12 protein-coding genes are annotated in these 12,989 nt (G+C 61.2%); 5 read left to right on the top strand and 7 right to left on the bottom strand.

Going from position 1 to position 12,989, the window contains the following annotated elements; genetic code table 11:
- Nucleotides 1-13: 13 nt before the first annotated feature.
- A complete protein-coding gene (locus HW452_RS07255; RefSeq protein WP_224105425.1) occupies nucleotides 14-1,225 on the bottom strand; it encodes an NAD(P)/FAD-dependent oxidoreductase in 1,212 nt (403 codons plus the stop codon).
- Between the two features lie 95 nt (nucleotides 1,226-1,320).
- On the opposite strand from HW452_RS07255, the gene ltaE reads away from it, so the two are divergent.
- Nucleotides 1,321-2,334 (top strand): low-specificity L-threonine aldolase, encoded by a 1,014-nt coding sequence (ltaE, locus tag HW452_RS07250; RefSeq protein WP_224105424.1) that lies wholly within the window; start codon nucleotides 1,321-1,323, stop codon nucleotides 2,332-2,334.
- 30 nt (nucleotides 2,335-2,364) lie between these two features.
- Here the strand turns inward: ltaE and fhuB are convergent, their stop codons facing one another.
- The gene (fhuB, locus tag HW452_RS07245) at nucleotides 2,365-4,326 is read right to left on the bottom strand and encodes a Fe(3+)-hydroxamate ABC transporter permease FhuB (protein WP_425348094.1); all 1,962 of its coding nucleotides are present in this window, start codon (nucleotides 4,324-4,326) and stop codon (nucleotides 2,365-2,367) included.
- 340 nt (nucleotides 4,327-4,666) lie between these two features.
- Here fhuB and HW452_RS07240 point away from each other — a divergent pair, with 340 nt between their 5' ends.
- The 3 genes from HW452_RS07240 (at nucleotide 4,667) to fhuF (ending at nucleotide 7,014) form a co-directional block, all read left to right on the top strand.
- Nucleotides 4,667-5,263 (top strand): cytochrome b, encoded by a 597-nt coding sequence (locus HW452_RS07240; protein WP_224105422.1) that lies wholly within the window; start codon nucleotides 4,667-4,669, stop codon nucleotides 5,261-5,263.
- Nucleotides 5,264-5,309: 46 nt separating this feature from the next.
- Entirely contained in the window at nucleotides 5,310-6,077 is a 768-nt protein-coding gene (locus HW452_RS07235) for an ATP-binding cassette domain-containing protein (RefSeq protein WP_224105421.1), read from the top strand.
- Between the two features lie 163 nt (nucleotides 6,078-6,240).
- The gene (gene fhuF / locus HW452_RS07230; RefSeq protein WP_224105420.1) at nucleotides 6,241-7,014 is read left to right on the top strand and encodes a siderophore-iron reductase FhuF; all 774 of its coding nucleotides are present in this window, start codon (nucleotides 6,241-6,243) and stop codon (nucleotides 7,012-7,014) included.
- 71 nt (nucleotides 7,015-7,085) lie between these two features.
- Here fhuF and HW452_RS07225 read toward each other — a convergent pair whose 3' ends face one another.
- The 4 genes from HW452_RS07225 to HW452_RS07210 form a co-directional block, all read right to left on the bottom strand.
- On the bottom strand, nucleotides 7,086-8,741 hold the full coding sequence (locus HW452_RS07225; RefSeq protein WP_224105419.1) for a multidrug ABC transporter permease/ATP-binding protein: 1,656 nt from the start codon (nucleotides 8,739-8,741) through the stop codon (nucleotides 7,086-7,088).
- A gap of 93 nt (nucleotides 8,742-8,834) precedes the next feature.
- Nucleotides 8,835-9,563: a hypothetical protein gene (locus HW452_RS07220; RefSeq protein WP_224105418.1), complete on the bottom strand. Its 729-nt coding sequence runs from the start codon at nucleotides 9,561-9,563 to the stop codon at nucleotides 8,835-8,837.
- A 61-nt stretch (nucleotides 9,564-9,624) separates the two neighbouring features.
- Nucleotides 9,625-10,182: a cytochrome b gene (locus HW452_RS07215; RefSeq protein WP_224105417.1), complete on the bottom strand. Its 558-nt coding sequence runs from the start codon at nucleotides 10,180-10,182 to the stop codon at nucleotides 9,625-9,627.
- Nucleotides 10,183-10,312: 130 nt separating this feature from the next.
- Complete coding sequence (locus tag HW452_RS07210; RefSeq protein ID WP_224105416.1) at nucleotides 10,313-11,185, bottom strand: LysR substrate-binding domain-containing protein; 873 nt, start codon at nucleotides 11,183-11,185, stop codon at nucleotides 10,313-10,315.
- 101 nt (nucleotides 11,186-11,286) lie between these two features.
- On the opposite strand from HW452_RS07210, the gene HW452_RS07205 reads away from it, so the two are divergent.
- Entirely contained in the window at nucleotides 11,287-12,165 is an 879-nt protein-coding gene (locus HW452_RS07205) for a DMT family transporter (RefSeq protein WP_224105415.1), read from the top strand.
- Nucleotides 12,166-12,203: 38 nt separating this feature from the next.
- Here the strand turns inward: HW452_RS07205 and HW452_RS07200 are convergent, their stop codons facing one another.
- A complete protein-coding gene (locus tag HW452_RS07200; RefSeq protein ID WP_224105414.1) occupies nucleotides 12,204-12,977 on the bottom strand; it encodes an RsiV family protein in 774 nt (257 codons plus the stop codon).
- Between the last annotated feature and the right edge of the window lie 12 nt (nucleotides 12,978-12,989).

Here is a 12,989-nt window from a genome sequence, read left to right as displayed (position 1 = left end):
GCCCACCGCAGGATTAAGCCCGGCGTTCAAAGGAAAACAAGTCTGCCAGTGGGTGCTTTTTGCCTTCGATCAGCGCGCGCACCAGTCTGGCGCCTATCATACTGTAGCTGATGCCGTTACCACCGTAGGCCATGGCAAAGTGTACGCGGTTACCGTGCGCTTCGTGAGGCCCGAAATAGGGCAGCCCATCTTCTGTCTCGGCAAAGGTACCGCCCCAACTGAACGTAGGGTTGATGGTCAGCGACGGCCAGAGCGTTTCCACCTTTTGCGCCAGCCCCCGGGCTTTTTCGAGCACCTGCTCGTCGCGGCGGCCTGGAATGTCCAGATCATCGTCATCACCGCCTATCAACAGCCGGCCATCCTGCGTTGCACGCAGGTAAAGGTAAGGTCGTGCCGACTCCCAAACCAGCGTTCGCTCAAGCTCACCCAGCATTTCAGCCGGTAGCGGATCGGTAACGAAAGCGTAGCTGCTGCGGTTTCTGGCGATCGTTTCAGGCAGCCATGTCTGGGACTCGTAGCCTGCGGCCATGACGACCTGGCGACAGGTGAGCGTAGCGCCGTTGGCCAGCGTCAGCACCATGCGCTCGCCGACCTGGACCATCCTTACTACCTGGGTGCGGTCATACACCTCGCCCTGGCGGCTTGCCACCTTGTTGAACAGTTGATAAGCCATTCGATAGGGATCAACGCTTGCGGCCAGTTCGGTCAAGATGGCACCGGGGGCCTTGAAGCCGTAGCGTGCAACCAGCGTCTCCTGCTCAAGCCAGCTGGCCTCGAAGCCGTTTTTCTGGCGCAGGGCGAGTTCCGCTTTCAAACCGGCCACGTCTTCTTCGCTACTGGCGAAGTAGAGGCTCTTTTGCCGCTCGAACTCGACATTGCCCAACTCACCGGCCAGGGCTTCAAGCTCCCGTATCGCGTCGGCGCACGCCTGGTAGGCAAGCACCGCGTTTTTCTCGCCATAACGCGTGGCAAGGTCGGTCAGGTGAGTATCGATTTCATACTGCAACAAGGCAGTGCTGGCCGACGTGCTCCCCCAGCCGATATCCCGTCGCTCGAGCACGATCACGTGATGGCCGTGTTCGCTCAGTTCGTTGGCCATCAGCGCGCCGGTAATCCCGCCGCCAATCACTGCTACGTCGCATTGATGGTCATGGGTGAGCTGTGGGAAAGTAGTCAATAGCCCATTTTTTACCGCCCAAAACGGATAGCCACTCTTTAAGTCCATTCCACTGCCTATGCTGGGTTGCTCATCACGTGTTTTAACAATAGTGAATTATCAGCGACCTGCCCGGCTTATCACAGATTATAAAAGGAAATGACATGATTGATTTGCGTAGCGATACGGTGACCCGGCCAAGTCCCGCCATGCTGGACGCCATGATGTCCGCTCCCTTAGGTGATGACGTCTGGGGCGATGACCCCACGGTAAATGCCTTTCAGGAGCACCTGGCCACACTGGCGGGCAAGCAGGCCGCGTTACTCTTTCCAAGCGGCACCCAAAGCAATCTGGTGGGTTTGATGGCGCACTGCGAACGCGGTGATGAGTATATCGTCGGCCAATCCGCCCACACCTACCGTTATGAAGGGGGTGGTGCTGCCGTGCTTGGCAGCATTCAGCCGCAGCCTATCGAAAACGCCAGCGACGGCAGCCTGCCGCTGGAGAAGATCAGCGCAGCGATCAAGGCCGATGACTTTCACTTTGCGCGTACGCGACTGCTGGCACTGGAAAATACGATTGCCGGCAAGGTATTGCCAGAAGACTATGTCCATCAGGCAACGGAGTTCGCCCGTTCACGCGGCTTGACAACGCACCTGGATGGCGCCCGGCTGTTCAATGCCGCCGTGGCAAGTGAGGTACCGCTCGAGCAGCTCTGCCGCCCGTTCGACAGCGTTTCCCTGTGCTTCTCCAAAGGTATGGGCACGCCGATCGGCTCGGCGCTGGTCGGCACGCGCAGCTTTATCGAACGCGCCCGCCGCTGGCGCAAGGTGGTGGGTGGAGGCATGCGTCAGGCAGGCGTTATCGCAGCGGCCTGCCAGTATGCGCTGGATCACCATGTCGATGACCTCGCGCTCGATCATCGCCGGGCGGCGCGCCTGGCAAAAGGCCTGGCCGCCCTGCCCGGCATACAGGTTACCTCCCAGGCAACCAACATGGTGTTTGCCCACGTGCCCGATGAACACCTGCGCCCCCTTTCCACCTGGCTCAAGGAGCACGACATCCTGATCGAGCTTTTATATGCCACGCGCCTTGTGGTGCATCGCGATATTGATGATGCCGACATCGACAAGGTGCTTGACGTGATGGGCGCCTATTTTCAGCAGCACGCCGCCTGATACAAGGCAGTGGCGCCTGCGGTATCCGGCCTACAGCCGTCGCAGGCCCCACATGAAATAAGCTCCGCCAATCAGCGATGCCACCAGGCCTGCCGGTATCTCGTAGGGGAACATGACCTGCCGCCCTGCCCAGTCGGCCAGCACCATCAGCAACATGCCGATCAGTGCCGCCCCTACCAGGTGCTCGCGGGCGCGGGAGAGCCCTGCAAGGCGCGCCATGTGGGGTGCCAGCAGGCCGACGAACGAAAGCGGCCCGACCACCAGCGTCGCGCAGGCGGTCAGCAGGGCCACCAGCAGCAGTAACCCAAGCCGCGCCTGAGTCAGGCCTACCCCCAGGGACTTCGCCATGGGCGCGCCCAGAGGCAGGATATCCAGCCAGCGAGTAAACGGCAGCGTGGCAAGGGCAAGCCCCGCCGCCAGCGCTCCCACCACCAGCGCACTGGTCATGTCCACGTGGTAGGTCGAGCCCGCCAGCCACGCGATGACCTGCTGACCGCGCGGGTCGCCGCCCGCAAGCAAAATGCTGCGCACCGCATCAAACAGCGCAGTGATTGCCACGCCGCTCAGCAAAAGCCGCTCGGGCACGAAGCCGCTGCGCCGGTTCAAGGCTACCAGCCCCAAAAGGGTCACCAGGGCCCCCGCGGTGCCGATACCGATCAGCGCCGCATTACTGGGGGCGGGCAGTAAATAGATACCCAGAATCAGCGCAATGGCGCAGCCCCCGCTGATACCCAGCACTTCAGGGCTTGCCATGGGGTTGGCAGAGAGCCGCTGCAACAAGGTTCCGGCGATGGCCAGCATCAAACCGCTGGCCGCGGCGGCCATGACTCGCGGCAAGCGCCATTCGGTAACGCTCCACTCAAGCGGATTGATCCAGGTCCAGCCACCGCCACCCTGGCCGACAAAAAGTCCCAGACAAGCAGTCAGCAACAGTGCCAGGAAAATCCCGGCTGCCAGGCGATAGGGCGCCGCGTGGCGGCCAGCCAGCAGGCTGGACGCCTGGGGCGGTCGGTCGCCCTGGAGCTTCAAACGGGGAATCAGCCATAAAAGCAGCGGCGCCCCCAGCGCGCCGGTCACCGCCCCGGTGGGAATCAACGTCGCCATCATGCCGGAAAATCGCTGGAGTAGAAGGTCCGTCGTGGCCAGCAACACCGCGCCAAGCAGCGTTGACCAGAGCAGCCGCGTTCCCAGCCGTCGCGCACCTGCCATCCGCACGATATTGGGCGCCGCCAGGCCGATGAACCCGATGATACCGACTACGCTGACCACGCTGCCGGTGATGAATACCGCAAGCCCCAGGCCTGCAAAGCGCAGATACTTGAGCGACACCCCAAGGCTTTTGGCGCTGGCCTCGTCAAGTTCGAGCACCGCCAGCGGACGCAACAGCAGCCAGGCCGCCAGTGCGCAGAGAGCAAGACGCGGCGCCAGGGCGGCAGCACCGCCCCACCCGTTCTGAGAAAGCGAGCCAGCCCCCCAGATGAGCAAACCCGCCAGGGTTTCATGGTTGAAAAGCAAAAGTGCCGTTGACAGCGCACCCAGGTAGAGATTGACCACCAAGCCGGCCAGCACCACCACCACCGGCGCAAGCCCGCGCCGCCAGGCCAGGGCAAACACCAGCCCCATCGCCACGGCGCCGCCGGCCAGGGCGACCCACTCGCGCCCCACGACCAAAAGCCCCGGCGCCATCAAGGTGGCGGCCATGAGTGCCAAGTTGGCACCACTTGCCACCCCAAGCGTGGTGGGCGCAGCCAGCGGATTACGCAGCACCTGCTGCATCAGCACACCCGCCAGGGCGAGCCCGCCCCCGGCCAGCAGCGCAACCGCCAGCCGCGGCCACCAGGTAAAGTGCAGCAGCAGCTCATCGACCTGGGTAACGTCCGGTCGCAACAGTGCCTGGAGGCTCTGCCCCAGGCCCCCTTGTGCCTGAAAACTCATTATCAGGAGCACGACCAGCGGAAGGCTGAGCAACAGACACACTTTGGCGGGAGACATGCCGCCTATCTTCTGAGCCAAAGGCACGCTGCCTGGCATGGTAGATACCTTACTGTATGGACGAAATAACGCAGTGCGCGTCTGGCACCAGCACAAGAGGGAATTTTTCAGTCCGGCAAAATAGATAGCGGTTGCATTGAAGCAAAATATTTTAAATGATAACGATTAACACTACAATTAAGCCTTTGACCTAACAGTGTTATAGGCGCCGCAAGGCAGACTGGCCAACCGCCGGGTATCCTGCCGAAACGGCGTTACCGCTCGGCCAAGACCGCTGGTAACGATTACCCGTATGGGTGATTGGCATTAAGCCAGATCAAACCACTAGAGACGAAAAACGATGCCCCTTATCACCAACCAGGCCTCTTTGACAGACACCCGCCCTTACTGGCGAGATAGCGCTACCCATTATGGCGTGATCAGCCGCGCCCTGCATTGGTTGACGGCGGCTATCGTGCTGTTTCAGTTCAGCGTAGTGCTGGCATGGCGCGGAGTTGGCGAAAGTGAATTTACCCTGATGCTGTCCAGCATAGGCCCGCACGGCACCTTGGGCATCTTGCTGCTGGGCATTACGGTGCTGCGCGCGGGCTGGGCCTGGCTCAATCGACATCAGCGGCCTTCACCCGCCGCTGGGCTGAATGGCGTGCTGGCGCGCGGGGTTCATATGACGTTTTATGCGTTGTTGATCGCCTTGCCTGCTTTGAGCATCTTGCGTCAGTACGGCAGAGGCGGTGCACTGGATGTCTACGGCATACCGCTACTCAGCGCGGCCGAACGCGATATTCCCTGGATGATCGAGCTGGCGAACCTGCTGCATAGCCCGCTCGCCTGGCTGCTGCTGACCCTGATAGGTGGGCACATCGCCATGGCACTTGTGCATCACTTCGGGTTCAAGGATAAGGTGATATCGCGCATGGCAGGCCCTGTCAGACCTTAGATGATGATAGCCTTATTCATTTCCGCATGACGATCAGGAGTTCCGCATGTTCGAGGTTAAAGGCGCTACCTTTGCCATCAACGGCAAACCGCTTTTGCAACCCATTGAGCATACCTTTCAAGAAGGCAAGGTCTACGGCCTGATCGGTCACAACGGCTCGGGAAAATCGACGCTCATCAAGCTGCTTGCCCAGCAGCAGGCGGTCAGTGAGGGCGAGATTCTTTTTGATCGGCGCCCGCTCGGCGCTTGGGGGAATCGGGAGTTCGCTCGTCAGGTAGCCTACCTGCCCCAGCACCTGCCAAGCGCTGAAAATCTCACCGGGCGCGAACTGGTCGCGTTCGGCCGCTACCCGTGGCACGGCCTGCTGGGGCGGCACAACCAGCAGGATACCGCGGCGATTGATCGGGCCATTGCCCTTACCCATACCGAAGCGTTTGCCGACCGGCTGGTGGATACACTTTCCGGGGGTGAGCGCCAGCGGGTGTGGCTTGCCATGCTGATTGCCCAGGGCAGCCGCTTCCTGCTGCTCGATGAACCGCTGGCCGCGCTGGATATCGCGCATCAGATGGAAGTGCTGGCCCTGATTCGCAAGCTCTGCGATGAGCTGGGCCTCGGGGTGATCATCGTTTTGCACGATATCAACATGGCATCACGCTACTGCGATGAGCTCATGGCCCTGCACAGCGGGCGGCTGCTGGCGCGTGGAACGCCGGATGAACTGATGTGCGGTAAAACACTCGAAGCCATTTATGGCCTTCCCATGCAGGTAATGCAGCACCCAAACGGTGGCCACCGAATCGCTGTGGCCCAGTAGGCTGTGCTGTAAAACGGACTTGTTCGCAACTAACACTTCAACTGATAAGCATTATCGATTAAGCTGAGGTGACCACTTTCAACCTGTGCTGTACCGGCGTATCACCATTGCCGATGTGCAGGTGTGCTTGAGCCGCCCATGGCTCACGTTCGGGAGTTCCGTTATGCCGCCGCTCGCGCTAGATCATTCAGCCAACGCCCCCACGCTTGCCGATTGCTATCAAGGCCAGCTGGTACTGTTTACGCCCCCGTTGATCGGCGGTACACCGCCAGCGGGAGCGGTCAAGGCGTCGCGCTGGCGTAATACCGTACTTCTGGAACAGGATCTATCACGCTACGCCGGGCGCTACCCGGGTGGCGACAAGCGCGCCATTACGTCGCTGTGGTCGAAGTGGCACTTCAGCGCGCTGACCGTTCCCACCATGGTCTCTCACCTGCTGCTCAATCGCGACTTGCCGGTGGAGCTCGATGAGGTGCACGTCATCCTCAACGAGGAAGGCTGTACCCAGCGGCTGTGGCTGCCTCATGAAGGCAAGCCGATGGGAACCGAGGCAGGCAGTGAACGTTTCGCCAAGCTGATCGAGCAGCACTGGGCGCCGCTGATCGAGCGCCTGGCAGCCATTTCCGGCGCAGCCCCGCGCGTGTTCTGGAGCAACGCCGGCGGCTACCTGGATTACTACGTGAATCTGCTGGCCGAGCACCCCGACGTCAATCATGAGGCGCTTGAAGCCGCCCGGGCGCTGTTGGAGTCACGCCACCTTGGCGGGCAGCGCAATCCGCTTTTCGAGCCGGTGCGCACCTACACCCCTGACGGCAGCGATGAAGAGAAGCGGGTACGCAAGCTCTGCTGTCTGCGCTACCTGCTCGATGAGTTCAGCGTATGCAGCAACTGCCCGCTGGAAGGATGTGACCGGGTGGCGCGCAAACGCGTCCCCTGATATCGCCTGTCGAGCTGCCTGGCTACTCAAGCACCAAGCCTGACGACTCAAGCACCTGGCTACTTCTCCTATCAAGTATTGATCCGGGCAACGGCGTCCTGGCTTGCCAGGTCGCGCTGGTCTCCGGTCAGCTCTCGGAGCTTGCCCTGAGACATCTCTAAAAGCCGGTCCGCGTGGGCGAAGTAGCTGTCGTCGTGGCTGATCGCAAAGACCGTCTTGCCCATATCCCGCAGGTGCGGCAGAAGCTCACGATAGAAAAGCCGCCGGAACTGCGGATCCTGGTCCGCCGCCCACTCATCGAGCAGCAGGATATCCCGCTCTTCGGCAATGGCGAGTAAAAGTGCCAGGCGCTTGCGCTGCCCCTGGGAAAGCTGGGTATTGATGATTCGGTCGCCTTCCCACTGCAGTTTCTGCTGCATCTGCAGCCGTTCGAGCCAGGTGGCGACCAGCGCAGGATCGGCTTTTTGCCCCTTCGGGCCCATGGCCAGGTCAAACTGATGAAAATCGGTGAACACACTGGCGAAATGCGCCCGAAAATCCTGCCACTGCGCCGGAGAGAGGACCTGGCCATCCACCTTGATCTGCCCGCTCTCGGGCCGATAAAGACCGCTCAACAGGCGCGCCAGGGTCGATTTACCACTGCCGTTGCCGCCGATCAGAAATATCTGCTCGCCGCGCGTGAGCGTCAAATTGATGGGGCCCACATGAAAACTTTCCCCCTGAGCGCTTTCCGGGTAGTGATAGGTCACGTCAACCAGTTCCAGGCGCTGCCAGTCGGGAAAGCTGTCCTCGACCCCAAAGCCCGGCTGATACTCGGCAAGCTCGAGGCTTGCGAGCTTGTCGAATGCAACCTGAGCGCTGATCAACGTGGGCCAGGCACCAATCGCCTGAATGAGCGGCGTGCGCAGGAACAGCAGCGTCAAAGCGAAGGTGGCCGCTACGGCAGGCGTGGCCCAGTTCAGGCCGTTGGCCATGAAGAACACCACGCCAATGGCGCCCAGCATCATGATATTGGACCAGTTGCCGGCGCTTAGATGGTAAGTATCGGCACGAATGATGTGATAGCGATACTCCCGCGCGTTCGCCGTGTAGGTGTCATCGAAGAAGCGTTGCGCCCGATCACGGTTGAGTGCCAGCTCCTTGCGCCCCTCGATTGCCGACTGGTAATCCTTGTAGAGGCGATCCTCGCTCTCGCGCACCAGGTTGAAGTGCCGGTACACCCGCGATACCAGTACCCAGCCGACCCACATGGTGAACGCGATCCACACCAGCGTGACCACCACCATCTGCGGGGAAAGCCAGGCCAGATAGGCAATCGAGGCCAAGGCGAGCACGACGCCCTGAACGAGTTCGGGCAGGCGCACGAAGCCGATGGTGATATTGCGCACATCGCTTGAAAGGCTTGCCAGAAGCGTGGCGTTGCCCAACTGCTCAAGGCGTTCGATGTCGGTATCCAGAATACGCTTGACAAGCCGCGAGCGCAGGTCAAAGACAAAATGGTGGCCAAGCAGGGTAAGCGCAAGCTGCGTGCCCAGCGTTACCGCCAGCAACACCGCCAGCAGGCCGAGAAACTGCGGCAGCGCAGAAAGCGGGCTGCCCACCTCGATCAAACGCTGGTTGATAAAGGCAATCACCCCGACACCTAGGCCCGCACTCAACAGGCTCAGGCCGATAGCGCCCAGAAACGGCCAGCGATAATGGCGAAAGACGACCTGCAACAGCTCCATGTGCATTTCCCTACGGCGTTGATAGGCGGGGAATTGTGACGCACTAACGTCCCAAGTCAATAAACATAGTGATTTTCATTTACCTTGAAACGTCTATGGTTCGGCGAAGACCAGCAGCAAGGTGCAGCCCACAACCCCCAGCGCGAACGGCCAGAACTGGCTGCGGCGATCCTCCGGCAACTCCTCTTTCAGCACATTCAGCACCACGCCGCCGGCGACAAAGGCATACAGCAGACCAACGAAGGCCTCGGTGACCTCAACGGCCACCCCCACCAGCCAGCCAATGATGACCGCGCCTGCCAACACCCACCGCCCGCGGGCCAGATAATGCTCGCGATGATGACGCACCAGCGCCTGGTCATTGACCAGAAAGTGCGCGCTCATGGCCAGAAAGAAGAACACCACGTCAGGAAACTGGTTGTCGCGATACACCAGCAGATAGCCAATCAGCGCGTTATAGAGCGAAAAGGAGCCTACGTGGATCCAGAAAACGCCTTCGAGCCTTTTGAAACGGGTCTTGGTGCCCTCGCGAAAAGGCTCTGAATGGTGCGAAGCCACCTGCTCGAGCCCGTAGAACACCGCCAGGCCGATGAGTGCAACGATATAGGCATTGTGCTCAAGCACCGCCAGCAGGCCATGCGCGTCGATCGTTTCGTGGGCCCTGCTCAGGGCCGGGAACACGTGAATGAACACATAGGCGACCGAAATACCGCCCGCCAGCGACAGCCAGGCGCTGCGTGGCACGGCGCTCAGCCTGCGAAGCTTGCTGGCGTACACGTGAACAGCAGCCAGGCCAATGATAAACGCTATTTGCTGGAGCATGGCGACGTTACTCCCTGCGCGCCGTACTGGTGATGTTTACAACGCGCCAGAAAGCGCCTGCTCAATCGAACAGGCTCATGCGCTTGGTAACCGTATCGTGCTTGATGCGCCAGTGAAACAGTGCACCTGCCACATGCAGCGCGGCCAGCACCACGATGGCCCAGCCAACGCGCCCGTGCCAGACATAGAGCTGGCTGGAAAGCGCAGGCCGTTCGTCTATAAGCCCCGGCAGGTGCCAATGGAAGAACTCGATGGGGTATCCGCCGGTAGCGGTGGCCGCCCAGCCAAGTAACGGCATGATGATCAGCGCCAGATACAGCAGGTGGTGCACGCTGGTACTGACGATACGCTCGAAGGCATTCAAGGGCGGATCATGGTCTGGCACCACGAAGGCGAGGCGGGTAATGATGCGCAACGTCATCAACAGTAAAAGGGTGATACCCAGCGTTTTATGGCTGGTGTACAGCAGGTTCGTCAGCGTATTGCCGAACAGCTCCAGCGTGCGCGCATACCCAAGCGTACCAAAGGTAAACCCGCTGGCAAGCGCCAGCAGCACGCCCCCGGCTACCAGCCAGTGAAGCACCCGGTGTGGGTAAATGTAATGGTCCAGCTCGTGCATGCAGCGCTCCTAGGGCAACGTTATATGGCGTTCAGTCTAGTGTAGTCGGGTCAAGGTGTGGCGCCGGGCCTCTCAACGATAGGCCGCTCGACACCGGGTATCGGGCAGTCTAGCCTCTCCTGGCGTTAGCTCATACCGCTTCGCTGGGTGCGGCCAGCTGCTCGCGGATCAGCTCACCGAGCCGTCGGGCGGGCTCCGAGGGCCGGTGAGGCGCGCGGTGAAGCGCCAGCTCGATCATGGGCAGCGCCGGCAGGCCGCTGCTTTCATCCAGCGGGCGCAGCGATGGGGTAAGCATGCTGCGCGTCACCACCACGACCGCCAGCCCGGCGATCACGATAGGCGCAAGCCCGGCCATCGACTGGCTGGTATAGGCCACCCGCCAGTTGCGCCCTGCCCCCTGCAGCGCCTGCTCGGCCACTTCTCGAAAGACGTCGGCGCCGGGTGAATAAAGCGCCAGGGGTATCGGGTCGCTCAGAAGCGGCTGCTGATTGACGCCCACGGCCCAGACCAGCGGTTCGCGGCGGATCACATCCCCCCCTGGGGAATTGCGCTGGCGGGTAACCAGCGCCAGATCAAGCTCGGCGGCCTTTACCTGCTCGACCAGATGAGCGCTCGTGCCGCAGATGACTTTCAATCCCACCGCCGGATAAAGCTGGTGAAAGTAGGCAAATACCGAGGGCAGAAGCGAGGCGTAATCCTCGGGTATTCCAAGCGTCAGGTCGCCGGTGACCTGCTGGGCCTGCATATCGCCCCAGGCTTCGTCATTCAGCGCCAGAAGGCGTCGCGCATGGGTCAGCAGACGTTCGCCGTCAGGGGTAAAACGCAGCCGGCGCCCGTCGCGTTCGTGAAGGCTTAACTCAAGATGCGCTTCCAGGCGCTGCAGCTGCATGCTTACCGTGGACTGCGTATAGGACAGACGCTTGGCCGCCGCAGTGACGCTGCCCGTATCGGCAATTGCCACCAGGGTCCGCAGCAGAGCAAGGTCCAGAGTAGGGGCGCGCATATATCACCTATCGTGATCAAAGTTATCAATAAAGATCGATATTGTGATGTTTTGTTGATGAGTATGCTGCCTTGTACATGTTCCAGGCAAGGAGACCGCTCATGCAACGCACTCACTCCCCTATCGTGTCCCCTCGTTGGTACAGCGTCGGTGCCGCCTTGGTGGCGGTCGTGCTGTGGAGCGTGGCGCCGCTGCTTGCCGAACGAGCCCATACGTCCTCGCCACTTCAGTTGACCGCCCTGACACTCCTGGCAGGTGCCCTGGCCACCATGCCGCTGAGCCGCCGCGTCAGCGTGGCAAGCTGTCGTCGCGGCTGGCAGCTGGGCATCTGGCTGGGCATTCCCCTGCTTATCCTGGGCGCGGTCAGTACCTATTTCATCGGCATGCGCCTGGCACCTGCTGCAGAAGCCGCGCTGATTACCTATACCTGGCCGGTGCTGTTCGTGCTGCTGAGCCAATGGAGTCGTTTCGGCAGGCTGCGCCTGGCAGGCGTGACGGGAGCGCTGATAGCCTTCTCCGGCGCGGCGCTGCTGCTGGTGCCACAGGCGTTGAGCAGTGGACTCGGTGGCGCAACCGTGGGTTACGGCCTTGCGCTGCTGGCGGCCTGCTGCTGGGCACTCTATTCATGGGTAAGCCAGGCGGCACCGGTTTCCATCACGCCGCTACTGCCGCGGCTGCTGTTGATTGCCTGCGCCATGACGACACTGGCAAGCCTGGCATTTGAAGGACGCCCGATATTGCCAAGCACCGAAGCGTTGCTGGCGGGGGTAGCATTGGGCCTTGGCCCCTACGGTATCGCCATGGTGGCTTGGGACAAGGCCCTGCGCTGGGGACATGCCAGCCTGGTGGGCAGCCTGGCCTACGGCGTCCCCATCCTGGCCGGTCTTCTGCTGGTATTGGCGGGCGTCAGCGTGCTGGATTGGCGCCTGCCAACCGCCGCGCTGCTCGTCGTGGTTGGCTGCCTGAACGCCGGCCGATAAGCCAGGCCTGAACACCACATTACCCGCGCTATCGGGCGCTACTGCCCCAGATAGCGCGGCTTGGCAACACCTTCAAGCTCTTCAAGGGGGATGAAGAGCTCCGGCTGACCAACCGCGTAAGGCGCAATTTCGTAGACGTTGAACTTCACCACCCAGCTATCTTCCAGCGGCGCCACGTTACGGCTTTCACTGAGCGGCCAGTTGATCACATACTGGTCGTCGTAACCCATTTCAGCCATCCACCGCCTGTGGGCCTGAAGCAGCGCTTGCTGAAACGCGCTTTCCTGGCCATCCAGCAGCATGTCATCCAGGCTTACCGCTCGCGACTGGCGCTCATCAATGACCATGAAGGCTGTTGAAGGCAGCCCGTGAGCCTGCCCCGCGTGATAGACATAGCTTGTCAGTTCGAGTACCAGCAGGCCGTCGTGCTGGGCGTATACGCTAGTCTCCATCTGCGCTTCGCTGGCCATGAACTGGGGCAGCATGTCGCTATCCTCGTCAGCTCTGGCAAAAAACGCTTCAGCATAGTCATCCCATTCTTGCGGAGGTACGGCTGCTGTGTCGGTCATGTCCATGGCAAGCGCCAAGAGGCGGCGTTGCAGCTCGTCGCTCAAGGCCGGGGCGTCGGGGAAACCGAGCGATGACACCTTCACTTCGGAGCAGTTTTCACGCTGACATCCAGGCTCCACATAGTGCTTTTCAAGCGGCTGATAGGCGAGTGAAGGCGGGGTGACCCTTTCCGCTTCGGGCGACTGACAGCCGCTGAGCACCAGCGCCGCGACAACAGCGCTACTTGACTTGCCATACATCATTTTTTGTCTCCC

Source organism: Vreelandella aquamarina, from assembly GCF_020075495.1.
Lineage (GTDB): Bacteria > Pseudomonadota > Gammaproteobacteria > Pseudomonadales > Halomonadaceae > Vreelandella > Vreelandella aquamarina_A.
Note: the sequence above shows the minus strand (reverse complement) of the source record. Positions and strands in the feature narration are given on the sequence as shown.

Bases quoted from the DNA above. Each gene is read 5' to 3' on its own strand.
- HW452_RS07255 (WP_224105425.1), bottom strand. From the start codon at position 1,225: ATGGACTTAAAGAGTGGCTATCCGTTTTGGGCGGTAAAAAATGGGCTA.
- ltaE (WP_224105424.1), top strand. From the start codon at position 1,321: ATGATTGATTTGCGTAGCGATACGGTGACCCGGCCAAGTCCCGCCATG.
- fhuB (WP_425348094.1), bottom strand. From the start codon at position 4,326: ATGTCTCCCGCCAAAGTGTGTCTGTTGCTCAGCCTTCCGCTGGTCGTG.
- HW452_RS07240 (WP_224105422.1), top strand. From the start codon at position 4,667: ATGCCCCTTATCACCAACCAGGCCTCTTTGACAGACACCCGCCCTTAC.
- HW452_RS07235 (WP_224105421.1), top strand. From the start codon at position 5,310: ATGTTCGAGGTTAAAGGCGCTACCTTTGCCATCAACGGCAAACCGCTT.
- fhuF (WP_224105420.1), top strand. From the start codon at position 6,241: ATGCCGCCGCTCGCGCTAGATCATTCAGCCAACGCCCCCACGCTTGCC.
- HW452_RS07225 (WP_224105419.1), bottom strand. From the start codon at position 8,741: ATGGAGCTGTTGCAGGTCGTCTTTCGCCATTATCGCTGGCCGTTTCTG.
- HW452_RS07220 (WP_224105418.1), bottom strand. From the start codon at position 9,563: ATGCTCCAGCAAATAGCGTTTATCATTGGCCTGGCTGCTGTTCACGTG.
- HW452_RS07215 (WP_224105417.1), bottom strand. From the start codon at position 10,182: ATGCACGAGCTGGACCATTACATTTACCCACACCGGGTGCTTCACTGG.
- HW452_RS07210 (WP_224105416.1), bottom strand. From the start codon at position 11,185: ATGCGCGCCCCTACTCTGGACCTTGCTCTGCTGCGGACCCTGGTGGCA.
- HW452_RS07205 (WP_224105415.1), top strand. From the start codon at position 11,287: ATGCAACGCACTCACTCCCCTATCGTGTCCCCTCGTTGGTACAGCGTC.
- HW452_RS07200 (WP_224105414.1), bottom strand. From the start codon at position 12,977: ATGATGTATGGCAAGTCAAGTAGCGCTGTTGTCGCGGCGCTGGTGCTC.